Annotated in this window: 28 protein-coding genes and 1 tRNA gene; 3 read left to right on the top strand and 26 right to left on the bottom strand. The window is 65.4% G+C overall.

Going from position 1 to position 26,368, the window contains the following annotated elements; genetic code table 11:
- Window positions 1-6: 6 nt before the first annotated feature.
- The 15 genes from ACQY5A_RS15865 to argS all read right to left on the bottom strand — a co-directional run bounded on the left by ACQY5A_RS15865 (window position 7) and on the right by argS (window position 16,459).
- The gene (locus ACQY5A_RS15865) at window positions 7-264 is read right to left on the bottom strand and encodes a F0F1 ATP synthase subunit C (RefSeq protein ID WP_428341271.1); all 258 of its coding nucleotides are present in this window, start codon (window positions 262-264) and stop codon (window positions 7-9) included.
- Between the two features lie 64 nt (window positions 265-328).
- Entirely contained in the window at window positions 329-1,081 is a 753-nt protein-coding gene (atpB, locus tag ACQY5A_RS15860; RefSeq protein ID WP_428341270.1) for a F0F1 ATP synthase subunit A, read from the bottom strand.
- A complete protein-coding gene (locus ACQY5A_RS15855; protein ID WP_428341269.1) occupies window positions 1,074-1,523 on the bottom strand; it encodes an ATP synthase subunit I in 450 nt (149 codons plus the stop codon). Before ACQY5A_RS15855 ends, atpB begins: the two co-directional genes overlap by 8 nt.
- Before the next feature lie 223 nt (window positions 1,524-1,746).
- Entirely contained in the window at window positions 1,747-2,937 is a 1,191-nt protein-coding gene (locus ACQY5A_RS15850) for a glycosyltransferase family 4 protein (protein ID WP_428341268.1), read from the bottom strand.
- A 51-nt stretch (window positions 2,938-2,988) separates the two neighbouring features.
- On the bottom strand, window positions 2,989-3,642 hold the full coding sequence (locus tag ACQY5A_RS15845) for an L-threonylcarbamoyladenylate synthase (RefSeq protein WP_428341267.1): 654 nt from the start codon (window positions 3,640-3,642) through the stop codon (window positions 2,989-2,991).
- Window positions 3,639-4,490, bottom strand: a complete 852-nt coding sequence (gene prmC, locus ACQY5A_RS15840; RefSeq protein WP_428341534.1) for a peptide chain release factor N(5)-glutamine methyltransferase — start codon at window positions 4,488-4,490, stop codon at window positions 3,639-3,641. The genes ACQY5A_RS15845 and prmC overlap by 4 nt, the downstream gene beginning before the upstream one ends.
- 50 nt (window positions 4,491-4,540) lie before the next feature.
- Window positions 4,541-5,623 carry a peptide chain release factor 1 gene (prfA, locus tag ACQY5A_RS15835; RefSeq protein WP_428341266.1) on the bottom strand — a complete coding sequence of 361 codons (1,083 nt, stop codon included), beginning with the start codon at window positions 5,621-5,623 and terminating at the stop codon, window positions 4,541-4,543.
- Window positions 5,624-5,706: 83 nt separating this feature from the next.
- Window positions 5,707-5,949: a 50S ribosomal protein L31 gene (gene rpmE, locus ACQY5A_RS15830; RefSeq protein ID WP_428341265.1), complete on the bottom strand. Its 243-nt coding sequence runs from the start codon at window positions 5,947-5,949 to the stop codon at window positions 5,707-5,709.
- Between the two features lie 155 nt (window positions 5,950-6,104).
- Window positions 6,105-7,712: a fatty-acid--CoA ligase FadD1 gene (fadD1, locus tag ACQY5A_RS15825; RefSeq protein WP_428341264.1), complete on the bottom strand. Its 1,608-nt coding sequence runs from the start codon at window positions 7,710-7,712 to the stop codon at window positions 6,105-6,107.
- Window positions 7,713-7,911: 199 nt separating this feature from the next.
- On the bottom strand, window positions 7,912-9,720 hold the full coding sequence (gene rho / locus ACQY5A_RS15820; protein ID WP_428341533.1) for a transcription termination factor Rho: 1,809 nt from the start codon (window positions 9,718-9,720) through the stop codon (window positions 7,912-7,914).
- A gap of 328 nt (window positions 9,721-10,048) precedes the next feature.
- Window positions 10,049-10,984 (bottom strand): homoserine kinase, encoded by a 936-nt coding sequence (thrB, locus tag ACQY5A_RS15815; protein WP_428341263.1) that lies wholly within the window; start codon window positions 10,982-10,984, stop codon window positions 10,049-10,051.
- Window positions 10,984-12,066 carry a threonine synthase gene (gene thrC / locus ACQY5A_RS15810; RefSeq protein WP_428341262.1) on the bottom strand — a complete coding sequence of 361 codons (1,083 nt, stop codon included), beginning with the start codon at window positions 12,064-12,066 and terminating at the stop codon, window positions 10,984-10,986. The genes thrB and thrC overlap by 1 nt, the downstream gene beginning before the upstream one ends.
- Window positions 12,063-13,388 (bottom strand): homoserine dehydrogenase, encoded by a 1,326-nt coding sequence (locus tag ACQY5A_RS15805; RefSeq protein ID WP_428341261.1) that lies wholly within the window; start codon window positions 13,386-13,388, stop codon window positions 12,063-12,065. The genes thrC and ACQY5A_RS15805 overlap by 4 nt, the downstream gene beginning before the upstream one ends.
- Before the next feature lie 3 nt (window positions 13,389-13,391).
- Window positions 13,392-14,726, bottom strand: a complete 1,335-nt coding sequence (gene lysA, locus ACQY5A_RS15800; protein ID WP_428341532.1) for a diaminopimelate decarboxylase — start codon at window positions 14,724-14,726, stop codon at window positions 13,392-13,394.
- Between the two features lie 80 nt (window positions 14,727-14,806).
- A complete protein-coding gene (gene argS / locus ACQY5A_RS15795) occupies window positions 14,807-16,459 on the bottom strand; it encodes an arginine--tRNA ligase (protein ID WP_428341260.1) in 1,653 nt (550 codons plus the stop codon).
- Between the two features lie 113 nt (window positions 16,460-16,572).
- On the opposite strand from argS, the gene ACQY5A_RS15790 reads away from it, so the two are divergent.
- A tRNA-Arg gene (locus ACQY5A_RS15790) sits at window positions 16,573-16,648 on the top strand.
- A gap of 119 nt (window positions 16,649-16,767) precedes the next feature.
- Here the strand turns inward: ACQY5A_RS15790 and ACQY5A_RS15785 are convergent.
- The 3 genes from ACQY5A_RS15785 to ACQY5A_RS15775 all read right to left on the bottom strand — a co-directional run bounded on the left by ACQY5A_RS15785 (window position 16,768) and on the right by ACQY5A_RS15775 (window position 18,265).
- Window positions 16,768-16,941, bottom strand: a complete 174-nt coding sequence (locus ACQY5A_RS15785; RefSeq protein ID WP_428341259.1) for a hypothetical protein — start codon at window positions 16,939-16,941, stop codon at window positions 16,768-16,770.
- 18 nt (window positions 16,942-16,959) lie between these two features.
- Window positions 16,960-17,304 (bottom strand): GlsB/YeaQ/YmgE family stress response membrane protein, encoded by a 345-nt coding sequence (locus ACQY5A_RS15780; RefSeq protein WP_428341258.1) that lies wholly within the window; start codon window positions 17,302-17,304, stop codon window positions 16,960-16,962.
- A 628-nt stretch (window positions 17,305-17,932) separates the two neighbouring features.
- Window positions 17,933-18,265 (bottom strand): hypothetical protein, encoded by a 333-nt coding sequence (locus tag ACQY5A_RS15775; RefSeq protein WP_428341257.1) that lies wholly within the window; start codon window positions 18,263-18,265, stop codon window positions 17,933-17,935.
- Between the two features lie 44 nt (window positions 18,266-18,309).
- Between ACQY5A_RS15775 and ACQY5A_RS15770 the strand changes: the two genes are divergently transcribed.
- The gene (locus tag ACQY5A_RS15770; protein WP_428341256.1) at window positions 18,310-19,152 is read left to right on the top strand and encodes an FkbM family methyltransferase; all 843 of its coding nucleotides are present in this window, start codon (window positions 18,310-18,312) and stop codon (window positions 19,150-19,152) included.
- A gap of 89 nt (window positions 19,153-19,241) precedes the next feature.
- Here ACQY5A_RS15770 and ACQY5A_RS15765 read toward each other — a convergent pair whose 3' ends face one another.
- The 3 genes from ACQY5A_RS15765 to ACQY5A_RS15755 form a co-directional block, all read right to left on the bottom strand.
- The gene (locus ACQY5A_RS15765; protein WP_428341255.1) at window positions 19,242-19,760 is read right to left on the bottom strand and encodes a DUF4232 domain-containing protein; all 519 of its coding nucleotides are present in this window, start codon (window positions 19,758-19,760) and stop codon (window positions 19,242-19,244) included.
- Between the two features lie 84 nt (window positions 19,761-19,844).
- Window positions 19,845-20,231 (bottom strand): DUF2237 family protein, encoded by a 387-nt coding sequence (locus ACQY5A_RS15760; protein WP_428341254.1) that lies wholly within the window; start codon window positions 20,229-20,231, stop codon window positions 19,845-19,847.
- Window positions 20,224-21,108, bottom strand: coding sequence for an LLM class flavin-dependent oxidoreductase (locus ACQY5A_RS15755; protein ID WP_428341531.1), 885 nt, complete (start codon window positions 21,106-21,108; stop codon window positions 20,224-20,226). The genes ACQY5A_RS15760 and ACQY5A_RS15755 overlap by 8 nt, the downstream gene beginning before the upstream one ends.
- A 75-nt stretch (window positions 21,109-21,183) precedes the next feature.
- On the opposite strand from ACQY5A_RS15755, the gene ACQY5A_RS15750 reads away from it, so the two are divergent.
- The gene (locus ACQY5A_RS15750) at window positions 21,184-21,597 is read left to right on the top strand and encodes a VOC family protein (protein ID WP_428341253.1); all 414 of its coding nucleotides are present in this window, start codon (window positions 21,184-21,186) and stop codon (window positions 21,595-21,597) included.
- Window positions 21,598-21,621: 24 nt separating this feature from the next.
- Here ACQY5A_RS15750 and ACQY5A_RS15745 read toward each other — a convergent pair whose 3' ends face one another.
- The 5 genes from ACQY5A_RS15745 to ACQY5A_RS15725 all read right to left on the bottom strand — a co-directional run bounded on the left by ACQY5A_RS15745 (window position 21,622) and on the right by ACQY5A_RS15725 (window position 26,326).
- Window positions 21,622-22,104, bottom strand: a complete 483-nt coding sequence (locus tag ACQY5A_RS15745; protein WP_428341252.1) for an RrF2 family transcriptional regulator — start codon at window positions 22,102-22,104, stop codon at window positions 21,622-21,624.
- Between the two features lie 28 nt (window positions 22,105-22,132).
- On the bottom strand, window positions 22,133-22,870 hold the full coding sequence (locus ACQY5A_RS15740; RefSeq protein WP_428341251.1) for a 3'(2'),5'-bisphosphate nucleotidase CysQ: 738 nt from the start codon (window positions 22,868-22,870) through the stop codon (window positions 22,133-22,135).
- The gene (gene cysC / locus ACQY5A_RS15735; RefSeq protein WP_428341250.1) at window positions 22,867-24,711 is read right to left on the bottom strand and encodes an adenylyl-sulfate kinase; all 1,845 of its coding nucleotides are present in this window, start codon (window positions 24,709-24,711) and stop codon (window positions 22,867-22,869) included. The genes ACQY5A_RS15740 and cysC overlap by 4 nt, the downstream gene beginning before the upstream one ends.
- The gene (gene cysD / locus ACQY5A_RS15730) at window positions 24,711-25,634 is read right to left on the bottom strand and encodes a sulfate adenylyltransferase subunit CysD (RefSeq protein ID WP_428341249.1); all 924 of its coding nucleotides are present in this window, start codon (window positions 25,632-25,634) and stop codon (window positions 24,711-24,713) included. Before cysD ends, cysC begins: the two co-directional genes overlap by 1 nt.
- A 200-nt stretch (window positions 25,635-25,834) precedes the next feature.
- On the bottom strand, window positions 25,835-26,326 hold the full coding sequence (locus ACQY5A_RS15725; protein ID WP_428341248.1) for a beta-class carbonic anhydrase: 492 nt from the start codon (window positions 26,324-26,326) through the stop codon (window positions 25,835-25,837).
- Window positions 26,327-26,368 lie beyond the last annotated feature (42 nt).

The raw sequence follows: 26,368 nt of genomic DNA, 5'->3' as shown, positions 1-26,368 counted from the left end.
TGCGGACTACTTAGGGGCGATCGGCGCGGCAAAGACGAACAGCGCCATGAAGGCCAGATTGATGAAGTAGGCGGCCTCGACCAGACCCACTGTGATGAAGAACGGTGTGAACAGCCGACCCTGCGCCTCGGGCTGCCGGGCGATACCGGAGATCAGCGCGTTACCGGCGACGCCGTCGCCGATTCCTGCTCCGATCGCGCCGCCGGCCAAGATAAGTCCGCCGCCGATGTAGGCGCCGAGACCGAGAAGATTCGCGTCTGCCATTTCTTATCCTCCTTGATAACTGGTAGTCGTGTACCAGGTCTGTGATTGCTGTGCGTGGGCGGATCTAGTGGTGTTCGTCTTCGAGCTCCATCGATTGGCTGAAGTACAGGATCGTCAGCAGCGCGAAGATGAATGCCTGAATCGCACCGACGAACAAGTCGAAGGTCTTCCAGATCGCATTGGGCGCCCACAAGATGTACGGCGGAAACAGCGCGATCAGGCTGACCAGGATGCCACCGGCGAAGATGTTGCCAAAGAGTCGGAGCGACAACGAGATCGGCTTGGCGAGTTCTTCCACCAGGTTGATTGGTGCGAGCACGGCGACGTGCCCCTTGAGCACCTTGAGCGGGTGTCCGATGATGCCGCGGCGCCAGACTCCCGCCGCGTGGTAGCAGACGAACACGAAGAGGGCCAAGGCGAGCACGTAGTTGATATCGGCCGCCGCCGAGGACAGCAATTCGGTGCTCTTCCCGTTATCGCTGTATTGCAGCGGCAGCACCGACAACCAGTTGGAGATCAGGATGTAGATGAACAGCGTGACCGCGAGCGGCAGCACGAAGGGCGCAATGCGCATGCCGATCGCGCTCTCGATCTGGTCGCGCATCTGGACGGTGATCGCTTCGAAGAACAGCTGCACACCGCCTGGAACGCCGGAAGATGTGACCTTGGCACGCAGCAGGAATGCCAGCCCGATCACGATCAGAGCAGCGATCGCCGAGGACTCCACGGTGTCGATGTTGATGGTGTAGCCGAACCATTCGGCGGTGTGGTGCTTGCCGACCTCGATCGCGCCCTCGGCCAGAAAAGCCTCAGTCATTGCTGTCTTCTGTCCCTTCGATCGCGTCAGGGGTGCCGCTGCGCAACTTCTTCCAAACCGGTAGCGCCGTCGACAGCACCAGCAGCACCTGGAATAGCGCGAGCCCGAAGAGCACGCCCAGCCCGGCCGGCCGGAACACATACGCAATAGCCAGCCCGGCCACGGTGATAAACATCAATCGGGATGCTGAGTTCAGCGCCATCTTCTTCTTCAACGGGTGCGCATCCGCGGTGATCGACGCCACCGAGCGCTGCACGCCAAGTGCGTTGAGCAAACCCAACATCAGCCCTACGCCGAAGAACACGCCGAACTTCGGGGAGCCGAACGACGCGCCTATGGCCACGGCCGCGACGGTCAGCACCAGCGAGATGGCGAAAAGGCGAAAAGGCCGGAATGCAACGGAGGGGAACACCAACGGCGCGTCCTGCGCTGGTGTGGTCACTGCAGCACCTCAGTCCTCGTCCGGGGGGAGTTGCGTTGTTGCTCGTTGAGTGGCCCGTTGAGCGTATCGGAGCGCTTTCACTGCACTCGCATCACCCAAGGGACTGCTCCCCTTTGTCGGTCGTTTGTCGGCAGGACCGGAGCTGACTCCGACTGCCGGTGGCCGGCAACCCGCGAGGTAATTCGGGTTCTACCAGCACCTTACCATATTGAGGAGGAACCTACTACTCTTCGTCGTAGACATCGTCACTGCGTCGCAAAAGCGGAATCAGCGTTGCGAAAACCGCGATCGCGATCGCGCCCAACATGACCGCAGCGGTGTCTCGCGGATTGAAGAAAATCGTGCTTGCGGTGCCGAAGGCGACGATGCCGACCCACAAATAGATGATCAGCACGACTCGCCGATGCGAATGACCGATTTGCAACAGCCGATGGTGCAGATGCATCTTGTCGGGACTGAAGGCGCTTTGGCCGGCCCGGGTCCGGCGCACGATCGCCAGCAACAGATCCAGCATCGGCACGAACATCACGGCCACGACCAACAGGAACGGCGACAGCAGAGCAAACACATCACGGGCGCCGTAGGCGTTCTGCGAAATGGGTCCGGCCGCGGTCGTGGAGGCCGCGGCCAGCATCAGGCCGATCAGCATCGAACCGGAATCGCCCATGAAAATCTTGGCCGGGTGGAAGTTGTGCGGCAGGAAACCCAGACAGGCGCCGGCCAGCACCACCGAGATCACCGCGGGCGGGTAGAACAGCACGTCGCCCCCGTGATCGCGCAGCAATCCGACCGAAAACATACAGATGGCCAGCGCCGTGATGATCCCCAACCCGGCCGCCAGCCCGTCGAGTCCGTCGACGAAGTTCATCGCGTTGACGATCGACACGGTCAACGCCAACGTCAGCAGAATCGACGACACCTGGTCCAGCACGATCGTTCCGACCCCGCCCAACGGGATGTAGAGAACGCTCCATGCGACGCCCATCGTGACCAGCACGCTGGCCGCGGTGATCTGGCCCGCGAACTTCGTCAGCGCGTCCAGGCCCCAGCGGTCATCGATCAGGCCGATGCCCATGATCAGCCCACCCGCCAGCACCACCGCGGGCATGCCCGTCGAGTAGACGAAACCGCGGGTGAGCGCGGGAAGCTGCGAGGCGAGGAAAACCGCCGCGACAACGCCGATGTACATCGCCAGGCCGCCCATCCTCGGCGTCGGCGTCACATGCACGTCGCGCTCGCGCGGGTAGGCCACCGCGCCCCACCGGGTCGCCATCACCCGCACGGGTCCGGTGACGAAGTAGGTGACGATCGCGGCGGTCAGTCCAACGAGTGCGAGCTCGCGCAGCGGGACCCCGGCGCCGCGATCAGCCAAGGCGAACACACCGGCGGCGAGGTTGTCGGCACCGCTGACCATCCGAAAAACCGTACTGCACTGCCCTGAGATCGATCTGAGTTGCCCGACCGTTCAGCCGGTCAGAGTCCCGGCATCTATGCCGAGCACCTCCGCGATCCGCTCGGCGCTGATCGGGCCCGATCGCAAAATGCGCGGCTCGGGAGCGGTCAAATCCAGAATGGTCGAGGCGGCTTGCTGCGCTGAGGGACCGCCGTTGAGGTAGACGTCGACGAGGTCGCCCAGTTGTTCGCGGGCATTCTCCGCGTCCACGGCCGGCGGGCTTCCGGAGATGTTAGCGCTGGAGACCGCCATCGGTCCGACCTCGCGCAGCAATTCGATGGCGACCGGGTGCAGCGGCATCCGCAGCATGACCGTGCCGCGGGCGTCGCCGAGGTCCCACAGCACCGACGGCGCTTGGCGGACAACCAGACTCAGTGCGCCGGGCCAGAACGCCCGGACCAGGTTGCGCATCGACGTGGAGACCGACATGGCCAGGCCGTCGATGGTGTGCCATGAGCCGACCAGGACCGGTACCGGCATGTCACGGCCGCGGCCCTTGGCGGCCAGCAGCGCGTCCACCGCGCTGCTGTCGAACGCGTCGGCGCCCAGGCCGTACACCGTGTCGGTCGGCAACACCACCAGGCCACCGTTTTTCACGGCGGCGGCCGCCGAGGTGATTGCGCGCGAACGCTGTTCGGGGTCGGTACAGTCGAATGCCTCGCTCATGGGCGGCCGTCCGCCCGGCGGGCCGTGACAAATCGCAGACGTCCGGTGAGGTCGGATCGGGGTACGACGTCCTCGAACGACGTTGTGTCGCCGATCAGTTCGACGGTCAGCGCGGATGTCGTGTCGTCGTGCTCGACGGCGAACAGGCCACCGGGGCGCAGCAGCCGTCCAGCCAACCCGACCAGGGCGGTGATCACCGTCATGCCGTCCGGGCCGCCGAACACGGCATGCGACGGATCATGGTCGAGCACTTCGGGTTCGAGCTCGACGCCCTCGGGAACGTAGGGCGGGTTGGACACCAGCAGATCGACCTGCCCATCGAGCTGACTCAGCACACCGGGCGCCGTGACGTCGGCATGCAGTAGCTCCACTCGCGTGCCGGCGGCGTTTGTCCGCGCGTAGTCCAGGGCCGTCTCGCAGTCGTCGACCCCGATCACCCGGGCCGCGGGCCAGTGTCGCGACAGCCCGAGCGACAGCGCGCCCGAACCGGTGCACAGATCGACGATCACCGGGGAATCCGGAAGGCGTTGCGCGGTCGCCCATTCCAGCATCGACTCGGTTTCGGGTCGCGGGATGAACACACCGGGTCCGACGGACAATCTCAACGGTCCGAATGCGGCCGTGCCGGTCAGGTGCTGCAACGGAATGCGGCGTGATCGCGCGGCTACCGAGTCGCGGTAGTGGTCGAAGAAGGTGTCGTCGGGTGACGTGAGCAGCGCCAGCCGGCCACGGTCGGTGCCGGCCAGATGCGCGGCCAACTCCTCCGCGTCGTAACGTGCCGAATCAATCCCGGCTTCCGCGAGCAGCGTTGTCGCCGAGTCGATCGCGGAACGCAGTCTGAGTTGAATTGCCCGCCTCCTCACCGGGTCTTCCGACCCGCATCGTCGCCGGAGGTCCGTCATGCTTGCTGCAGCCGCGACTGTTTGTCGGCGGCGCCCAGAGCGTCGAACAACGCGTCGACGTCACCGTCGAGGAGTTGGTCGAGATTGTGCGCCTTATAACCGATTCGGTGGTCGGTCACCCGGTTCTCCGGGAAGTTGTAGGTGCGGATGCGCTCGCTGCGATCCACGGTGCGGATCTGGCTGGCCCGGTCGGCCGAGGCGTCGGCCGAGGCCTGCTCCTCCGCCAACGCCTGCAAGCGGGCGGCGAGCACCAGCATCGCGCGGGCCTTATTCTGCAGCTGCGACCGCTCGTTCTGGCAGGTGACGACAATTCCGGTGGGCAGGTGGGTGATTCGCACCGCGGAGTCGGTGGTGTTGACCCCCTGGCCGCCCTTACCGGAGGACCGGTAGACGTCGATTCGCAGATCCGATTCGTCGATCTGGACCTCGCCGACTTCTTCGGGCTCGGGATACACCAGCACACCGGCAGCCGAAGTATGCACGCGGCCTTGGGATTCGGTGACCGGCACCCGCTGCACGCGATGCACCCCGCCTTCGAATTTCAGCCGTGACCACACCCCGTCCGCCGCGGAGCCGTCGCTTGCCCGTTGAGAAATGGCCAGCGTCGCGTCTTTGTAGCCGCCCAGATCCGAGTAGGTTTCATCCAGCACTGTCACGGTCCAGCCGTGCCGCTCCGCGTAGCGGATGTACATCCTGGCCAGGTCCGCGGCGAACAGCGCCGACTCTTCGCCGCCCTCACCGGATTTGACCTCGAGCACAACGTCGTCGGCGTCGTGCGGGTCGCGTGGCGCCAGCATGTCGCTGAGCTTGGTCTCGAGTTCATCGACCTGGGTTTCCAGCTGAGGAACCTCGTCGGCGAACGACGAGTCGTCGACGGCCAGTTCGCGCGCGGTCTCCAGATCATCGCGAGCCGCGGTGAGCTGGCGGTAGGTCGCCACGATCGGGGCCAGCTGGGCAAATCGGCGCCCGACCTTGCGGGCGTGGGCGGGATCGTTGTGCAATTCGGGATCGGACAGCTGACGCTCGAGGTCGGCATGCTCGGTCGCCAACGTGTCAATCGCCTGCACGCCTTGGGCCATGCTCACCTCCTCGCTGGACTCTTCCACACATGAAACGACGCCCGTCCTGCGCGATTACCGCGGCAGTACGGGCGTCGATCGTGCTACTTGTCGGCCGGAGCTTCCTGCTCTGCGCCGGCCTTGCGCTTGCCGTAACGGCGCTCGAAGCGAGCAACCCGGCCACCGCTGTCCAGAATCTTCTGCTTACCGGTGTAGAACGGGTGGCACTGCGAGCAGACCTCGACCACGATGTGGCCGTTTTCCTTGGTGCTGCGCGTCTGGAAGGTGTTTCCGCAACCGCAGACCACAGTGGTCTCGCCGTAGGCGGGATGAATGTCAGCTTTCATGGTGTCCTCTTCAGTAGTGGTCGCCGGGTCGCCAGATCGTGCTGAGAAATCGGACGTGAACCGGAACCTGAACGTCGGCTGTTGATTATGCCAGCTCAGCCGCTATGTCCCTAAACGCCCGCCGTCGTCCACGCATTCCCCCGCAGCCGTCGCCGCTAACCCGCGCTGACCTGGGCGTTCACCGATCGGTCGACATCGGCGTAGCTGGTGCTACGTCCGGGCCTGGCCCACAGCCGTCCACCGGGCGGGTTGCTGCCGTGGGCACTGAGCTGGCGCTTGAGAACCTTGTTGGTGGCCGTGGTGGGCAGCTTGTCGGTGATCCAGACATGCCGCGGCCAGGCCTTCGGTGACAGATCCGGCTGGGCGGCAAGAAACTCGCTGAAATCGGTCGGCGCCAGCTCCGCGCCGTCCACCAGCACCAGCGCAGCCATCACCTGGTCCCCCACCTGCTGATCGGGTACCGCATACACCGCGACCTGACTGACCGCGGGAACCCGCTGGAGGATCCGTTCGATGGGCGCGGTGGTCATGTTCTCCCCGTCGACCCGTAGCCAGTCCCCGCTGCGGCCGGCGAAGTAGATCCAGCCATCGGCATCGCGGTAGGCAAGATCGCCGGACCAGAACATGCCGTTGCGCAGCCGCGCATCGGTGGCGTCCTTGTCGTTGTAGTAACCGGCGAACAGGCCGGCGCCGGTGGTGTTGACGAGTTCGCCGATCGCATCATCGGGGTTGGTCAGCGCGCCGTCGTCGTCGAATGCGGCCACCGCGCATTCGGCGAGGGTGACGGAGTTGTAGATGCCGACGCCGGGGAAACCGCGGCCGAGCGAGCCGGGCGGGCAGCCATCTTCGCGGGTGATGATGATCGCGCCCTCGCTGGAGCCGAAGCCGTCCCACACCGTGCAGTCGAAACGCCGGCTGAATTCCGCGATGTCGCGATCGCTCGCCTCGTTGCCGAATGCCACGCGCAGCGGGTTGTCCGCGTCGTCGGGCTGCTCCGGCGTGGCCAGCACGTAGGCCAACGGCTTGCCGACATAGTTCATGTAGGTGGCGTCGTAGCGGCGTAGGTCGGACAGCAGCCGCGACGCCGAGAAGGTGGCCGGCACCATCGCCGAACCGGAACCGACGGCGACGCTCCAGCCGGCGAGCAACGCGTTGGAATGAAAAAGCGGCATGGATAGATAGCAGACACCGGATCCGTCGACGCTGAATCGATCAATCAGGCTGGCGCCGGCGAAGATAACGGTCAGGTGCGTGATTTGGACGGCCTTCGGCTCACCGCTGGTCCCCGAGGTGAAGATCATCATGAGCGTGTCGGTAGCGACGACTTCGCGATACGGCACCAGCGGTCCGGCCGACGCGAGCAGGTGTGACCAGTGGTCGCTGCTGACGTCGATGACGCGCACGCCGGGTAGGTCCAGGCCGTCGAGCAGCGCCCGGTGACCGGGGTCGGTGAGCAAGATCTGGCAGTCCGCGCGCGTGATGTCCTTGGCCAGTGCCGCGCCGCGCCGGGTGTCGTTGATCCCGCACAGCACGTAGCCGCCGAGTGCGGCCGCGGCCATCGCCGTGAGCATGTCGGGGGTATTGCCCAGCAGCGCACCGACATGCAGCGGGCGCCCGGGGTCGGCGATGCCGATCAGCGCGGCGGCGGTCGCCGATGCGTCGCCGAGATGCTCACACCAGGTCCAGACCCGGTCGTCGTACTTGACCGCGGGCGTGGAGTCGCCACTTCGCATGCGAAGCAGTTGCTGAATAGTGTCCGCCACGGCTCACCACTTTCGGAGTCGGTGTTCGACAGGCGCAGGTTACCGCCGCGGCGCGGGCCGCAAAGCGAGACGTGCGATGTTGTCCGATTGAGGCGGTGTGCTAACCGATTTATCGATGCCACCGACTGTGTCGGCTGTGCAGCGATCTTGTTGAAATCGCGATCACAACCCGCACAGTCAGCGGTGTGTGGGCGACCGGTTAGTCGTTGTCCATGCCCGGGGTCGTCTTGGACACCTGGACCAGGAACTCGTAGTTGTTCTTGGTCTTTCGCAGCTGCGACATCAACAGGTCGATGGCTTGGTGCGAGTCCAGGCCGGAGAGCACGCGACGCAACTTGTGCACGACGCTGAACTCGTCAGGCGACAACAGCAGTTCGTCCTTACGAGTACCCGACGGGTTCACGTCGACGGCCGGGAAGACGCGCCGCTCGGAGATCTTGCGGTCGAGCTTGAGCTCCGCGTTACCGGTTCCCTTGAACTCCTCGAAAATGACTGTGTCACCGGTGGATCCGGTCTCGACCATCGCAGTGGCGATGATGGTCAACGACCCGCCTTCTTCGATGTTGCGGGCCGCGCCGAGGAAACGCTTCGGCGGGTAGAGCGCGGTGGAGTCGACACCACCGGACAGGATCCGGCCCGAGGCAGGCGACGCGTTGTTGTAGGCGCGGCCGAGTCGGGTGATCGAGTCCAGCAGCACGACGACGTCTTTGTCCTGCTCCACAAGCCGCTTGGCGCGTTCGATCGCCAACTCGGCGACCGCAGTGTGGTCCGTCGGCGGCCTGTCGAACGTCGAGGCGATGACCTCGCCCTTGACCGAACGCGCCATGTCGGTGACCTCTTCGGGCCGCTCGTCGACAAGCACGACCATCAGGTGGCACTCGGGGTTGTTCTTGGTGATCGCGTTGGCGATGGCCTGCAGGATCATCGTCTTACCCGCCTTGGGCGGCGACACGATGAGCGCGCGTTGACCCTTGCCGATCGGCATGATCAGGTCGATGACCCGGGTGGTCAGCAGCTCGCCCGTGGTTTCCAGACGCAGCCGCTGGTTGGGGTACAACGGCGTCAGCTTGGTGAAGTCGGGACGGTTCTTGGCGTCCTCGACCGGTCCTCCGTTGACGCTGTCCAGCCGCACCAGCGGGTTGAACTTCTGCCGCGGATTCTTGTCGCCGCCTTCACCTTCACGGGGCACACGCACCGCGCCGGTCACCGCGTCGCCACGGCGTAAGCCGTTCTTACGCACCATGTTCATCGAGACGTAGACGTCGTTGGGGCCGGCCAGGTAGCCGGACGTGCGGACGAACGCATAGTTGTCCAGCACGTCGAGGATGCCGGCTACCGGCTGGACGACGTCGTCTTCGCGCAGCTCGGTGTCGTTGCCGCCGCCATTGTCGCCGGGGCGATCGCCGCGGCGACGACGCTCGCGGAACCGGCGGCCGCGGCGGCCACCGCGCCCGTCACCGTCGTCGTCCTGCTGGTTCTGGTTCGAGTTGCCGCGGTTCTGCTGGCCACCCGAGTTCTGCTGGTCGCCCTTGTCGGAATCATTCTTGTCCTGCTGGTCGCGGCGTTCGGACTTGTTGTCCTGCTGGTTACGACCGGAGTTGTTGTCCTGCTGCTCACGAGCGGGCTTGTTGTTGCCGTTCTGATGCTTCTTCTCGGGCCGGTCGTCCTGCTCCCGGTTGTCGGAGGGCGGCTTCTGGTCAGAGTGGTCTTCGGTCGCGGCGTTGTCCGCGGCCGGTTCGGTGTGGTTGTCGGCCGGCTTGGTGTCGTGGTTCTCCGAATCATCAGCCGCGCCGCCATTAGTAGACACGCCGATGGAGTGACCGCCCTGCCGGGTTTCCCGGATCGCGGCGATCAGTTCACTTTTGCGCATTCCCGAGGTGCCCTTGACGCCGGACCGGTTGGCCAGCGCGCGTAGTTCGGGGAGCACCATGGTGGTCAGCGAGCCTTCAGACGCATTCGAGTGTGCGTCGCTCTCGCTGGAAGTATCTGGGGTCACGGGGTTGGACAGCTTGTCATTTTCAGTGCTGTCGCCAGCCGTAACGAGGTCCGTATCAGTCACGGATTTCCTTTCTCTCCCTCGCTGATCGAATCAAGCCAGGGGTTCGTTGCATTCAGCTAATTCGCCGAGTGCTGCCAAAAGTCGACTCTGAAACGCTGATTGCCAAGATTGGCGGTTTCAATGGCGAACCATCGTCCACGAGAAGAATTTGGTATTCGTCCTAGTGTTCGCGCTATGTCTGCGCATGATGCAGATGCCTGCGATTGCTGGACGGCTCCGAGGATAACCTGCTTCGATGCCGGAAGCAAGATGCCCCTCCGCAGCGCCTTTGGGGACGCTAGCTGGGGACTGCGACTCCAGAAGTCCAGCGTACCCCGTCGCCGGCAGTCATCTCCGTGACCGCGAATCCGTTTGCAGTGGCATATTCGAGCACCTCTGCCGGTAACTCGGCGGCTGTGCTCAGCGCCAGTACGGTCGGGCCAGCGCCGGAAAGCACGGCTGCCACTCCACAACGACGTAGAAGCTGCAGATATTCCGCCGACGTCGGCATCGCAGCCGCGCGGTGTGGCTGGTGCAGAACGTCGTCGGTGGCGGCCAATAGCAGGTCAGGCCGCTCGGTCAGCGCCACCACCAGCAGCGCGGCGCGACTGACGTTGAATCGGGCGTCCTCGTGGCTGACCTCGGTGGGCAGTAACACCCGCGCCTCGATCGTCGACGAACGCAGCGTCGGAACGGCGGGGAACAGCCGGATGTCGGGATGCAGCCGCAGTTGCGCGGCCGAAAAAGCGGGTGGCCCGGCGCTGGACTCGGTCCAGGACACGACGGCGCCACCCAGGACCGCTGCAGCTGCGTTGTCGGGATGTCCCTCGAACTCCGACGACAGCTGGATCAGCTGGGCCTGGCTCAATGGCGTCAGACCCGCCTGCGCGAGTAGGCCATTGACCGCTGCAAGACCGCCGACGACGGCCGCCGCCGACGAGCCGAGTCCACGAGAATGCGGAATCGCGTTGCGGCACCGGACTTTCAACCCGGCTACGCTGACACCGGCGGCACGCAGCCCATGCTGAACGGCGCGAACGACGAGATGGCCGTCGTCGAGCACCAGTTCGCCGGCTCCCTCCCCTTCGACCTTGATGACAAGACCGGAATCGGTTGTCTCGACCATGATTTCGTCGTACATACTCAACGCCAGCCCAAGGCTGTCGAAGCCCGGCCCGAGGTTGGCACTAGAAGCGGGAACAACCGAACTGCCCAGCAGTCCAGAAGCCAGCACTAGACCAGCCCCAATTTGGCAACAACCGCGACGGGGTCGACCGGAACCGGCTCCACGATCGGCATGTCGCGCAGCGCGGTGTCGGGATCTTTGAGGCCGTTGCCCGTCACCGTGCACACTACGGTCGAGCCCGGCTTGACCCAGCCGTTCGCGACGGATTTGAGCAGACCGGCGATGCTCGCCGCCGATGCCGGCTCGACGAAGACGCCTTCGGTACCGGCGACCAGGCGATATGCGTCGAGGATCTCCTCGTCGGTGGCGGCCAGAAACCGCCCGTTGGACTGCTCCTGCGCGGCGACGGCCGGTCCCCACGATGCCGGCGAGCCGATGCGGATCGCGGTGGCGATGGTCTCGGGGTTTTTGACCGGTTTGCCGGAAACGAGCGGGGCCGCACCGGCGGCCTGGGTGCCGAGCATCCGCGGCAGCGAGTCGATCACTCCGTCCGCGTGATACTCGGTGTAGCCCTTCCAGTAGGCCGTGATATTGCCCGCGTTACCCACCGGCAAGGCGTGCACGTCGGGCGCGTAGCCCAACACATCCACGATCTCGAAGGCCGCCGTCTTCTGGCCCTCGATGCGAACCGGGTTGACCGAGTTGACCAACGCGATCGTCGGGAAGTCGGCGACGATCTTGCGGGCCACCTCCAGGCAGTCGTCGAAGTTGCCGTCGACCTGAATGATCTTGGCGCCGTGCATTACCGCCTGCGCGAGCTTGCCCATGGCAATCTTGCCCTGCGGAATGAGGACCGCGCAGGTGATGCCGGCGCGCGCGGCGTAGGCCGCGGCCGACGCCGAGGTGTTGCCGGTCGAGGCGCACAGCACCGCCTGCTGACCGCGGGCCACCGCGTCGGTGACGGCCATCGTCATGCCGCGGTCTTTGAACGAGCCGGTCGGGTTCAGCCCCTCGACCTTCAGATGCACTGTGCAGCCGGTCTTCTCGGACAGCCGGGACGCTGAGATCAGCGGGGTGCCACCCTCCAACAGCGTGACGGGCACCCAGTCGTCGCCAACCGGCAACCGGTCGCGGTATGCCTCGATCAGGCCGGGCCACTGGCGGTGGACGGCGGCCTTGGACGGGGTCATTCGTGGGTTCCTTCCAGCCGCAGGACGCTGGCCACGCCCTGCACCACATCCAGTTCCGCCAACGCGTCCACGGTTTCGGACAGCGCGGCGTCGGTCGCGGTGTGGGTGACCACGACGACGCGGGCTCCGATACGCCGTCCGCCTTCGCCGACCACACCCTCTTGGCGAACCTCCGCGATGCTGACCTCGCGTTTGGCGAATTCCGCTGCGACCGTAGCCAATACACCGGGCTTGTCGGCGACATCCATGCTGACGTAGTAGCGGGTCGGGATGACGCCCATCGGCGCGACGGCCAGTTGGGCGTACTTCGACTCTTTCGGCGCCCGGCTGCCCAGCACCCGGTTGCGCGCCGCCATCACCAGATCGCCGGTCACTGCCGACGCAGTGGGCGCTCCGCCGGCGCCTTGCCCGTAGAACATCAGCCGGCCGGCGGCTTCCGCCTCGACCACGACGGCGTTGAACGCGCCGTCGACGGTGGCCAACGGATGCTTCAGCGGAACCAACGCGGGGTATACCCGGGCCGAAACCCGCTGTTGCCCATCGTCGGTGGTGATCCGCTCGCAGATCGACAGCAACTTGATCGTGCAGCCAAGGGAACGCGCCGACACGAAGTCGTCCGGGCTGATCTTGGTGATGCCCTCGCGATAGACGTCTTCGGCGGTCACCCGGGTGTGGAATGCGATGGACGCCAAGATGGCCGCTTTCGCCGCGGCGTCATAGCCTTCCACGTCGGCAGTGGGGTCGGCTTCGGCGTAGCCAAGCGCGCTCGCATCGGCGAGTGCCTTCTCGTAGTCGGCACCGGTGCTGTCCATTTCGGACAGGATGTAGTTGGTGGTGCCGTTGACGATCCCGGCCACCCGCTGCACGGTGTCGCCGGCCAGCGACTGGGTCAGCGGGCGGATCACCGGGATGGCGCCGGCCACCGCGGCCTCGAAATAGAGGTCAACGTGGGCGTTTTCGGCGGCCTGCGCCAGCTCACCGGTAGAGACCGACAGCAGTGCCTTGTTTGCCGTCACGACCGATTTACCGTGCTCCAGCGCGGACAGAATCGCCTTGCGCGAGGGCTCGACCGGCCCCATCACCTCGACGACGATATCGACGTCGTCGCGGGTGACCAGCGCGTCGATGTCGTCGGTGAGCAGTTCGACCGGCACGCCACGGTCGTCGGATACCCGGCGTACCCCGATGCCACGCAGCACCAAGGGCGCGCCGATGCGGGCCGCGAGGTCATCGGCGCTCGCCTCGATGATGCGGACAACCTCGCTGCCCACGTTGCCCAGGCCCAAAACCGCCACACCGACCGGCTTTTCGTCAGTAGTCATGACTCACCTCACTTCCAGACTCAGCAGATCGTCGACCGTCTCCCTGCGCAGGATCAGGCGGGACGCCCCATCGCGCACGGCCACCACCGCGGAGCGGCCGATCAAGTTGTAACGACTCGACAGCGAATAGCAATACGCGCCGGTCGCCGCGACCGCGACCAGGTCGCCTGGCGCGATGTCGTCAGGAACCCATGCGTCACGGACCACGATATCGCCGCTCTCACAATGTTTTCCGACGACACGGCCCAGTGTCGGCGCAGCGTCGGAGGCGCGGGACACCAGGCGCACGTCGTAGTCGGCGGCATACAGCGAGGTGCGGATGTTGTCGCTCATACCGCCGTCGACGCTGACGTAGCGCCGGTGAGCCGTTGCGCTGACGCCGACGTCCTTGACGGTGCCGACCTCGTAGAGGGTGACCGTCCCCGGTCCGGCGATCGCGCGACCGGGTTCGACGACCAGGCGCGGCGACGGCAGGCCCACCGCGGCGGACTCGTTGCGAACGATGTCGCTGAGCTTGTCGGCGAGTTCGCCCACCGGTGGTGGATCGTCGTCGGGCAGATACGAGATGCCAAGGCCACCACCGAGGTCGACGGTGGCGATCTGCGCGGTCTTGTCGACGCCGAATTCGGCGACCACGTCGCGCAGCAGGCCGATCACCCGGTGTGCGGCGATCTCGAATCCACCGACGTCGAAGATCTGCGAGCCGATGTGGCTGTGCAGGCCGACCAGCCGAAGGTGATCGGTGGCGAACACCCGCCGAATCGCGGCCATCGCCGCGCCGTTGGCCAGCGACAGCCCGAACTTCTGGTCTTCGTGGGCGGTGGAGATGAACTCGTGGGTGTGCGCTTCGACGCCGACGGTCACGCGGACCAGCACGTCCTGGACGACACCGGCCTCGCCGGCGATGACGTCGAGTCGTTCGATCTCGATCATCGAATCCACCACGACGTGCGCGATCCCGTTCTTGACGGCAGCGGTCAGTTCGGCGACCGACTTGTTGTTGCCGTGCAACGCGATTCGCTCGGGTGGGAAGTCGGCATGCAGCGCGACCGCCAGTTCGCCGCCGGTGCAGACGTCCAGCGACAGGCCCTCCTCGTTGATCCAGCGGGCGATCTCACTGGACAGGAAGGCTTTGCCGGCATAGTGCACATTCTTCCCGCCGCCGAACGCGGCCGCGATCTCGCGGCAGCGCGACCGGAAGTCGTCCTCGTCGATCACGAACAGCGGTGTGCCGTAGTCCTGCGCCAGCGAATGTAGAGACACCCCGGCGATGCTGACGACACCGTCGTCACCGCGAACGGTGTTGCGCGGCCACACATTCGGCGCCAGCTCCAGCAATTCGTTGGAGCTCGACGGACGTGGCGGGACGCCGGAGTGGTGGAACTCTTCGGCGTGGCGGGGGCCGGCCGGATGCGCGTTCACATTCGCTCCGGAGCGCTGACGCCGAGGATGGTCAGTCCGTTTTCGATCACTTGGCGGGTCGCCTGGCAGAGCGCCAGACGCGCGGTGTGCAGTTCGTTCGGTTCCTCGTCGCCCTGCGGCAACACCCGGCACGAGTCATAGAACCGGTGGTAGTCACCGGCGAGGTCTTCGAGGTAACGGCAGACCCGGTGCGGTTCACGCAGCGACGCAGCGGCTTTCAACACCCGGGGAAACTCGCCGAGACTCCGGATCAGCGCACCCTCTTTGTCGTGGGTGAGCAACTCGAGGTGACTGCTGTCGGGGATCAGGCCCAGCTCGGCGGCGTTGCGGGCCAGCGCGGAGAGCCGCGCGTGGGCGTATTGCACGTAGTAGACCGGGTTTTCGCTGGACGCCGACGACCACAACGCGAGGTCGATGTCGATCGGTGAGTCCACCGACGATCGGATCAGGCTGTAGCGGGCGGCGTCGACACCGATCGCCTCGACCAGATCGTCAAGGGTGATCACGGTGCCGGCACGCTTGCTCATCTTGACCGGTTGCCCGTCGCGAACCAGGTTCACCATCTGGCCGATGAGCACCTCGACGGTGCCCGGTTTTTCGCCGAATGCCAAGGCGGCGGCCTTCAGCCGGGAGATGTAGCCGTGGTGATCGGCGCCGAGCATGTAGATGCACAGGTCGAACCCACGCGCACGCTTGTCCAGGTAGTAGGCGAGGTCGCCGGCGATGTAGGCGTGGTTGCCGTCGCTCTTGATCACGACGCGGTCTTTGTCGTCGCCAAAGGCACTGGTGCGCAACCAGGTTGCGCCGTCCTTCTCGTAGATGTTGCCGTTCTCGCGCAGCCGCGCGATGGCGTCGTCGACGCGGCCACTGGTATGCATCGAGTCTTCGTGGGTGAAGACGTCGAAGTCGGTGCCAAACTCGTGCAACGACTTCTTGATGTGGGTGAACATCAAGTCGACGCCGATCCGTCGGAAGGTCTCGTGCTGCTCGGCGTCCGGTTGGCTCAGCGCGTCCGGCGCCTCCTGCAGGATCTGGGCGGCGATGTCGGCGATGTAGCTGCCCGCGTACCCGTCCTCCGGCGGGGGCTCGCCCTTGGCCGCCGCGATCAGCGAGTTGGCGAACCGGTCGATCTGCGCGCCATGGTCGTTGAAGTAGTACTCACGTACCACGTCGGCGCCCTGCGTGGTGAGCAGCCGGCCCAGCGCGTCACCGACGGCCGCCCAGCGGGTGCCGCCGATGTGGATCGGGCCGGTGGGGTTCGCGGAGACGAACTCCAGGTTGATCTTGTGGCCGGCCTCGGCGTCGGAGTTGCCATAGGTGTGCCCGGCGTCGATGACGTTGTTGACAATCAGCGCCTGCGCGGAGGCACTCAGCCGTAGGTTGATGAAGCCGGGCCCGGCAACCTCTGCCGAGGCGACGCCGTCGGCCGCGGCAAGCGCGTCGGCTAGCCATCCGGCCAACTCGCGGGGATTGGCGCCGACCTTCTTGGCGACCTGCAGCGCGAGATTGCTGGCGTAGTCGCCGTGCTCGGGGTTACGTGGCCGCTCGACGGTGATGACCGGCGGCAGCGCGGCGGTATCAAGCGCATGCTGGGTCAACACCGCAGTCGCGGTGGCCCTCAGCAGCTCAGCCAGGTCGGCGGGATTCACGCAGGCCATCCTATGGGCTGAGGTCCACCAGCTTCGAATCCATTCCGGTGCCAGACCTACCGCTGTGATGCGTTAGTCTGTCGAAGCCCGTCGGCGCAGCATTTTCGGTGTGCGCCCCCGTAGCTCAGGGGATAGAGCGTCTGCCTCCGGAGCAGAAGGCCGCAGGTTCGAATCCTGCCGGGGGCACCATCCTGACCAGGACTTTCGGCGCTTCAATCCGGAATAATGATGCTGAAACCGGCTCCGGTGTCACGACGTTGTCACAACTGCGCCCAACTCCGGGCGGCGTGGATCAGCGCGGCATCCTGCTAGAACACCGCGGAGATGCATTGCGGTACCGCAGGAATGGCGGGCATCGTGCCGGCGAATTGGTGCACCTTCGCGGCCGTGGTGATTTTCCGCCATTCCGGGTTAGCGCGTCCGGGGTGTAGGGCTGGCCGGCCGGCCTCGTCCACAGCGACGTAGCCGCTATCGGTGTGCATGGCCCCTTGCTTTCCGGCTCAGCGCAACCTATTACGCCGGCCCAGGATGCGACCACGTCGACCCATCATGCCAGCGTCCCGACGGCGCCCCAGGATGCCGCTACGCCGACCCATCACGGATTCGTAGATCGCGATGAGCGCGATGGCAGCAGCGATTCCGATGAACAGTGGAATCCATGCGATTCCGCCATTGGCGTTGTGGTATCCGAATTGGCCGGCCACCGCCGAGCCGATCAAGCCACCGAGGGCCCCAATTGCCACCGTCGCGACCATGGTGATGTCTTGCTTGCCCGGCATGATGAGACGCGCCACCAGGCCTATGACCGCGCCGACGATAAGGGCGAGGATTATTGATTCGATCATTGCAGCTCCTCTGGTCACAGCGCCCTGACCGAACGCCATCTCGCGCTGCGGGTTCCCCGATCCGCCCGACTTGTAACACACATGTCGAGCAAGAAATTTCTACCGCGAGTCAGTTGCGGCCGTGCGTCGTCTCCCTGATTGCGACCCTATTATGTAGAGATCTCCGCCCCAGGATCTGCCCGACCGCTGGTCGGCCATAGCGGCCCACGCGCGTCCAGGTGTCCCGCATTCAGAAGCCCACGGCGCGCTACTCGCCAGGAGGCGCCGCCGGTGTTGCCTCTTCTGGAGTTGCGTCCTCCGGTGGAGGCTGTGTTCCCTCGGGCGGCTCTCCGCTTGTTGCCTCCATAGGCGTTCCCTCACTGGGAGTTTCGTACGTCAACGGCTCGTCTGGACTGTTCGACGACCCGGGCGGGTGGGATTCCGATTGAGTCATAACGTCACCTTCGCAAGATCGGCAAATCTGAAAGAAAGGATCAAGGCGTCGACTACCCGCAGACATAGTCCACAAACCACCGTGTCGATACACGAAGGTAAGCAGCGGCGCCCCGATGTCGGCTGAAGTGCCGACCGCACTGTGGCGGTCAGGCAGTCTTTGAGAAAGGTCTGCAGGGTGGCGGCGATTACGGCCTTACTGGCAGCTACCTGGCGGTGCCGGTACCGGCCCCTGCTGCGGCGGGGTGAACAGCCCCGGCGGTGGCGGCGGCTTGACGCACTGCACGACTACCAGAGCGGCCGTTCCCGGGGCGCCACGGTTGATCGCGCGCCAGTACGCGCCGTCGTCATAGGGCACGCCGTCGCACGATGGTTCGGCAGGCGACATCATGTCCTGAGTTCCCCCACCCGGGCAGTAGTGGGCGCCCAGGTCGGGCTTGTGCGGGTCCGGGCCGGCGTGGCCTAGCGGCGCCGTCAGCAAGGCGGCGGCGATCAGCGCTGCGGTCATCACGTGCTTCATGTTCGGCATCCTGTCAGGGTGTCGTCTGGGGCTTGCTATGCAATTATCCGCACATGACCTCCGCGCTGCTACTCCGCGACTTGGTGCGTTGTTCTCGGCCGACCAGCATTCTCGACATCGGGGCCAATCCGATCGACGGCGATCGGCCCTACAAACAGATGCTCGACTACGGCTTATGCATGGTAACCGGGTTCGAGCCGCAGCAGCTCGCGCTCGCGAAGTTGCAGCAACTCAAGGGGCCACTGGAGCGCTACCGACCGGAGGTCATCGCCGACGGCGGCGAGCATCGACTGAGGATCACCAAGGCACCAGGCATGACCAGCCTGCTCAAGCCCGACCACAATCAGCTCCGACTGTTCAACCCGTTCCCGGATTGGGGATCGATCGTCGAGGAACACGACGTCCAAACGCACCGTCTCGACGACCTCGACATCGACGAATTCGACCTACTCAAGATCGACGTGCAAGGTTCGGAACTGATGGTGTTCCAACACGGCCGCGACCGACTCAGCAACGCCGTAGCGGTCCACACCGAAGTGTCGTTCGTGCCGCTCTATCACGGCCAGCCCACGTTCGGCGAGGTCGACAGCGAGCTGCGATTGCAGGGATTCCTGCCGCATTCCATGCCTGACGTGAAGCGGTGGGCGATCGCGCCGACGGTGTTCAACGAGAACATCTACACGCCCGGCAATCAGCTGCTCGAGGCCGATCTGGTCTACGTCCGCGACCTCTCGCACCCGGAACGCATGACCAGCGAACAACTTTCGCACCTGGCGATGATCGCGTTTCACATCTACGGGTCCGTCGACCTCGCGGTCTACTGCGTCATCGAACTTCAGCAGCGGGGACGGGCAGCCGAAGACGCCGTCGAGCAGTTCATGCAAATCTTCGACTAGTTCACCGCTTCCCGATCGGGCTGCACTTGGTCAAGGAAGCGTCCCGCCGAATCATTATCCGGTAATGCACTGCTCCAACGGGATTGGGGCTAATCCACGTTGCTGATCGTCGCGCTGCAAATCGGCAGCGCCACCGGCAGCGTGTGGGCGACAGAATCGCGGGGAGCGGTCACGACCAACGTGCCTTCGCGCGGGCAGGGATTACCCGAGCCGTTGACGTCCAGCGCAGACGACTGCACATCCGCGGTCGCGACGTCGCCGGGGTTGAGATGCAGTAGATGCGATGCCAACGCCGGCCGATTCTCCACGTGCACCAGCACACCTCCGGCTGCGGTGACCAGGTTTGCATCGGGATATCCAACCAACGTGCATTGGTTGGATGAAACGTTTTTGAAACTCACCACCACGCGGCGCGTGGTGTTGGCTGATTCGATCGGCCCGCTGGTGACCGCGAGATCGGCGCCGGCGCAACTTCCCGGCGTACTCGCTGCGGCGCCGCCTCCACCACCATCGTTGGGCGGCCCCCCGGCGAGAGCAGGCGCGGCCACGCCCATTGCAGTGGTCGCAAATGCCAATGCGGCAATAGATATCCCTGACAGCTTCATCATTCTCCAATTACTCGATGCCGTGTAGCTATTCAATTCGGGACATAACCCCTCATATTAGGCGCCGATAGTGCGCCTGATCAACAACTACAAGCCGCCCAAATCGTCGGGGACATCGACGGCGTGCTCGCGCAAGGCTTCCAGGGGCACGATGTCGAGAGTGCGCTCGTGGGTGGATGCCAGCACCACCGGGGCGGCGAACCCGTCACGGTAGGCCAGCAGCCAGTTGCCCGCGGTCACACACCAACGGTCGCCGGGCACCAGCCCGGGAAACCTGAACTGCGGCATGGGCGTTGAGAGATCGTTACCGATCATCCGTTGATGCTCGAGGAATTCCGTTGTCACCACCGCGCAGATCGTGTGCCGACCGACGTCCTCCGGCCCGGTCGAGCAGCAGCCGTCGCGGTAGAAACCGGTGACCGGCTCACTGCTGCACGGGTCCAGCGGACCACCCAACACATTGCGCTCAGACATCGAGTCCTCTCACGATCTCCGCGACTCGCCGCAGTTGGCCGATATCGGAACTGGTTGGGATGAGCTGGATTTCGTCGGTGCCGACGGCTTCGAACGCGCGCAGCACGGCGATCAGGTCATCCTCGCTGCCGGCGAAGCCGGTGCTCGGCGCCATCGCGTCGACGTACTCGACCGGTATCCAGTTCATGTACCGCCGCAGATGCGTGTGCACCTGTTGGCGGGCGTCGTCGAGCGATCCCAGCGCAAACCAGAACGAGGTGGCCAGGTGCGGCGTGGGTTTACCGGCGTCGGCCCAGGCCGCGCGCGCGACATCAAACAGCTCGTTCTGCTTGGCGACGTCGAGATCCAGCGTGGTCCCGGCCAGTCCGTCGGCCCACGCCGCGGCGCTGCGCAGGGTTTTGGGACCGATGGTTCCGACCAGCAACGGCGGCCCACCGAACTGAACCGGGGCGGGCCCCACCGGCAGCAGCGAATCGGTGACCTTCTCGCCGGCCCATACCCGTCTCATCACCGCGACCCGCTCGGCCATCCCGCGGATGGTCTGCGCGGCCGGATTCGCGCCGACCGCGACGTAGTCCTCGGTGCGCCCGCCGACCCCGAGGCCGACCGTCAGCCGCCCGCCGGACATCATGTCGCCGGTCGCCAGCGCTTTGGCCAGCATCACCGGGTCGTGCAGCTGCGGCACGATCACCGTGGTGACCAGCCGAACGCGGTCGGTCCATGCCGCCAGCGCACCCATCAACGTCAACGTCTCCGGGTTGTCGAACGCCATCCGCTCGCCCCAGCACAGCGAGGAGAACGGCCCGTCGTCGATCGCACGCGCCCAGTCCCGCAGCACGCCGGCGTCCACGTCCGGCTCCATCACCGGCATGGTCATCGCTACCCGCACGACCGCGATTCTGGCACGCGGACCGCCCGACGCCGACCGCTATCGGCGTGGCAGCATCACCGGATGGTCATCACCGCCAACTCGATCGCGCATGTACGGCTCACCGTCACCGACATCGAGCGATCTCGGCAGTTCTACGAAACCGTTTTCGGCTGGCCCGTCCTGCTCGAGATTCCCGACAACGCCGACGAGGCGACCCGCCGTCAGCTCTGGTTTCTGTTCGGCGGTGTCATCTACGACCTGGGCGGCGCGCTGATCGGGCTCCGTCCGGTCGCCAGCGACCGTTTCCACGAGGACCGCGCCGGCCTCGATCACCTCGCCTTCCGAGCGAACGACAAGGCCGAATTGGACTCCGCGGCCGAGTATCTCGATGAACTCGGCATCGACCACGAGCCGGTCAAGGACATCGGGCCGGCCTACATTCTGGAGTTTCGCGATCCGGACAACATCGCACTGGAGTTGACCGCGCCCAAGTAAACTGGCGCGCTACGGCTCGGGCGGCTAGCTGGCGGTGCGCGGACCGCGACGCCGGGTTTCCTGGGCGCGGTAGTCGTCGGCCAGGCGGCCGACGTGGTCGGGAAGGGCCCCGCCGACGACATCGGCCAGGCTGGTCTGTTCCAGCACCGAGCGCATGCTGGCCCGCAACGCCCGCCAGACATCGGTCAGCGCCGCGGTGGGTCCGCAATAGGGCAGATCGCCCAGGCCCATGTCACGGACGCTGGCCAGCGGCCCGTCGATGCAGCGCAACACGTCGGCGATGCTGATTTCCTTTCCGGGACGAGATAGTTCGTATCCACCGTCGCGACCGCGATGGCTACGGACCAGATGATCGGCGCGCAGCGAGGACAAAATGTCGACGAGGAACTGCGGTGGGATTCCCTGGGCGTTGGCCAGCTCGTCTGTCGTCATTCGCCCGCCGACGCCGACGGTAGCGAGCTCGATCATCGCCCGCACCGCGTACTCCGCCTTCGCCGACATCCGCATGGAATAAGATTCTCCCACTGGTCGCCGTTCAGCCGGTGACCGCAAGCACCGCGTCGGCGTATTCGGGGCGACAAACCACCAGGTCCGGCAGCTTCGGATCGGAGCGGTTGTACTCCAATGGGGATCCGTCGATGCGCGAGGTGTGCAAGCCGGCGGCACGGGCCACCGCGACCGGTGCGGCCGAATCCCACTCGTATTGCCCGCCGGCGTGGACGTAGACGTCGGCCAGTCCCTGGATGACGGCGGCGACCTTTGCACCGGCCGACCCCATCGGAACCAGCGTGCCGTTCAACGCCTCGCGTACCTTCAGGGCGATCTCCGGCGGCCGGGTGCGCGAGACCACGATCCGCGGCTCACCCGAATATGTCGGTGGCGGAACGGGATCCGGAGTCGCCAACGTGACGTCCTGTGCGGGCAGGGCAACCGCGCCGGCGACGAGTACACCGGATTGCCACAGCGCGACGTGCACGGCCCAGTCGTGGCGGCCGAGCTCGGAGAACTCCCGGGTGCCGTCCAGTGGGTCGACGATCCACACCCGCTGCGCCTTCAACCGCACCGGGTCGTCGACGCCCTCTTCAGACAGCACCGCGTCATCGGGACGCATCCGGGCCAGCGCCTCGATCAGGTAGTCGTGAGAGCGCTTGTCCCCCGCCGCTTTTCGTTCGGCCTCGGTCGCCTCCGCGAGTTCATCGCGTACTGCCAGCAGAAGCTGACCCGCGTCGGTGGCCAGTCGCGCGGCTACCTCGTGGTCGCTGTTGTCGCTCAATTCGGCCCCTCGATCAGATCGACGACTTGGTGTGCCAATTCGTCCAGACTGCGATCCGGTATGAGCCGCAGGTCCGGATTCTTCGGTCGCTGGTACGGGCTGTCGATCCCGGTGAAGTGCGTGATCTCACCCGCCCGCGCCTTGGCATAGAGGCCCTTGGGGTCTCGCCGCTCGCAGTCCTCCAGCGGGGTGTCACAGAATACCTCGACGAAGTCCAGCCCGGCGTCGGCGTGCACGGCACGAGCCAGCGCACGATGCTCCTCCAGCGGACTGATCGCCGGCACCAGCACAGTCTGACCGGAGTCAGCGATCAGCGCCGCCACATGCGCCAGCCGGCGCAGATTTTCGGCCCGGTCGGCCATGCTGAATCCCAGGTCGGCGTTCAGCCCATGCCGCAGGTTGTCGCCATCGAGAACGAAAGCGGGAATTCCCTTTTCGAGCAGCTGGCGTTCGACCAGCATGGCCACCGACGACTTGCCCGACGCGGAAAGCCCTGTGAACCACAATGTGCGACCGCGGGTGAGCCGGTCTTTGGCGGTCACCAAAGAGGCGTGCCGCACCGCGTTGGGGCTTGCCGAGAGGGTGGTGGCTTCGCGCAACACCATGCCCGCGGCGACGGTGCCGTTGGTATGGGGATCGATCAGGATGAATGAGCCGGTGCTGGAGTTTCGGGTGTACTCGTCGAGCAGCAGTGGCACCTGTGAGCGCAGCGAGATCCGGCCGAGTTCGTTGAGCTGCAACGACTTTGCGTCCTTGTCGCGGCGCAGCGTGTTGACGTCGAGCCGGTAGTCGAGCTCGGTGACCCTGACCCGGGTGGTGCGGGTGGTGTGCTTGATCAGGTAGTCGCGTCCGGCTTCCAGCGCGTCGGCGTCGGCCATCCAGCACACCGTCGCATCGAATTCCTGGGCGACCCGCGGTGCATTGGCGGGCCGGGCGATCATGTCGCCACGGGAGATGTCGATGTCGTCGGCAAGGCTCACCGAGACAGCCATCGGCGGAAATGCCTCAGCCACAGCGCCGTTCGGGCCCTCGATCGCGGTGATGCGGGTGGGCTTGCCGGTAGGCAGTACGACGACTTCGTCGCCCGGGCGCATCACACCGCTGGCTACCGTGCCCGCGTAGCTGCGGTGGTCCTGATGCTCGCGGGTCTGCGGGCGGATGACGTATTGCACCGGGAACCGGACGTCGACGAGATTACGATCAGCCGCGACGTAAACCTCTTCGAGGTGCGATAGCAGTGCGGGCCCGTCGTACCACGGCGTGTGGTCGGACTTGCCGACCACGTTGTCGCCAAGCAGCGCCGACATCGGAATGGTCAGCACGTCCTGGACGTCGAGCCGGGTGGCGAAGGCGTAGAACTCGTCGCGGATCGCCTCGAAAGTTGCCTTGTCCCAATCGACGAGGTCCATCTTGTTGACCGCGAGCACGATATGTTCGATACCCAGCAACGAGGCCAGGAAGGTGTGCCGACGGGACTGCTCCAGCAGGCCGTGACGGGCGTCGACCAGCACGATGGCCAGCTGGGCGGTGGACGCTCCGGTCACCATGTTGCGGGTGTACTGGATGTGGCCCGGGGTGTCGGCGATGATGAATTTCCGCTTGGGAGTGGCGAAGTAGCGGTAGGCGACGTCGATCGTGATGCCCTGTTCCCGCTCGGCGCGCAGTCCGTCGGTGACCAGCGACAGGTCGGTGTATTCGTGGCCGCGGTCTTTGGAGGTGCGCTGGACCGAGGCCCACTGGTCGTCCATGACGGCCTTGGAGTCGTACAGCAGGCGCCCGATCAGCGTGGACTTGCCGTCGTCGACCGAACCGGCAGTCGCGATACGCAGCAATGTTGCCATCAGAAATACCCCTGCCTCTTGCGGTCTTCCATGCCGGCCTCGGAGATCCGGTCGTCAGCTCGGGTGGCGCCGCGTTCGGTCAGCCGCGAAACCGCCGTCTCGGCAACCACTTCGGCGACGGTGGCTGCCTCGGACTCCACACAGCCCGTGCATGTCACGTCGCCGACGGTGCGGAACCGGACTGTCGTCTCGAACACTTCCTCGTCGGCCCGCGGCTGCAGGTGCCGGTCGACCGCCAGCAGCATGCCGTCACGCTTGAAGACCTGCCGCCGATGCGCGTAGTAGATCGAGGGCAGCTTGATCTTCTCGGCGCCGATGTAGGACCAGATGTCGAACTCGGTCCAGTTGGACAGCGGGAACACCCGGATGTGCTCGCCCTTGTGGTGCCGGCCGTTGTAGATGTTCCACAGCTCGGGCCGCTGGGCCTTGGGGTCCCACTGACCGAACTCGTCGCGGAAGCTGAACACCCGCTCCTTGGCGCGCGCCTTCTCCTCGTCGCGGCGGGCGCCGCCGAACGCGGCGTCGAACTTGTTCTCCCGGATCGCGCGCAGCAGCGTGATGGTCTGCAGCGGGTTGCGCGACGGGATGGTCTCCACCGCGCGGCCCGCATCGATGTCGTCTTGCACCTTGGCGACGACCAACCGCACCTCGGTCTCGGCGACCAGCTCGTCGCGGGTGGCGATCACCTCGTCGAAGTTGTGGCCGGTGTCGACGTGCATCACCGGGAACGGCAGGCGCCCCGGCTGGAATGCCTTCAGCGCCAGGTGCAGCATCACGATCGAGTCCTTGCCGCCGGAGAACAGCAGCACCGGACGCTCGAACTCGGCGGCCACCTCGCGAATGATGTGGATCGCCTCGGCCTCCAGCGAGCGCAGGTGGCTCAACTCGTACTGCCCGGCCGCGGGCGCTTCGTGGCTAGTCATCAACCATCCAATCAACGGTAAAGTTGGTAGATTTGGTCAGGATTACAGACATTACCGAGTATGAAACCAGCCGAGGCCGCGGCTGTCAACGAATTGGGACGGATTGATGCCGAATCGCGAGTCGCCGACCGTGTAGCTAGCGCGCGTATCCAAGGCCGCGCTCGCGCACACAACCCGCACACTCGGCGCGCCTCGGGAAGTTAGAGCGTGACCTCGTCCAGCTTGCCGGTGGCGACGTCGAAGATGAAGCCGCGCGCCGACGTGTGCTTGGTGACGAACGGGCTGTTCTGGATGCGCTGCAACGACTGCCGGACGTCCTCGGCAATGTCGGGGAATGCTTCCGCCGACCATGGCGGCTTGACCCCGGTCTCGTCCTGGATCGAGCGCTTGAACTCGTCGTCGCGGAAGGTCAGCATGCCGCAGTCGGTGTGGTGGATCAGGATGATCTCGGTGGTTCCCAGCAGTCGCTGGCTGATCGCCAGGGAGCGGATCGCGTCGTCGGTGACCACGCCGCCGGCATTGCGGATGACGTGTGACTCACCTTCGTTGATGCCGAGCACGCGGTAAACATCGAGCCGGGCATCCATGCAGGCCAATACCGCGACGTGCTTGCTCGGGGGCAGCGGTAACGGGCCGTTGAAGGACTTCGCGTAGTCGGCGTTGTTGGCCAGGTAGCCGTCGGTGACTGTCACAACCACTCAGCCTACGACTCGACGGCCGCCACATGACCGGTC

Source organism: Mycobacterium sp. (assembly GCF_965277065.1).
Classification (GTDB): domain Bacteria; phylum Actinomycetota; class Actinomycetes; order Mycobacteriales; family Mycobacteriaceae; genus Mycobacterium.
This window is presented reverse-complemented; position numbering and strand designations above follow the sequence as displayed.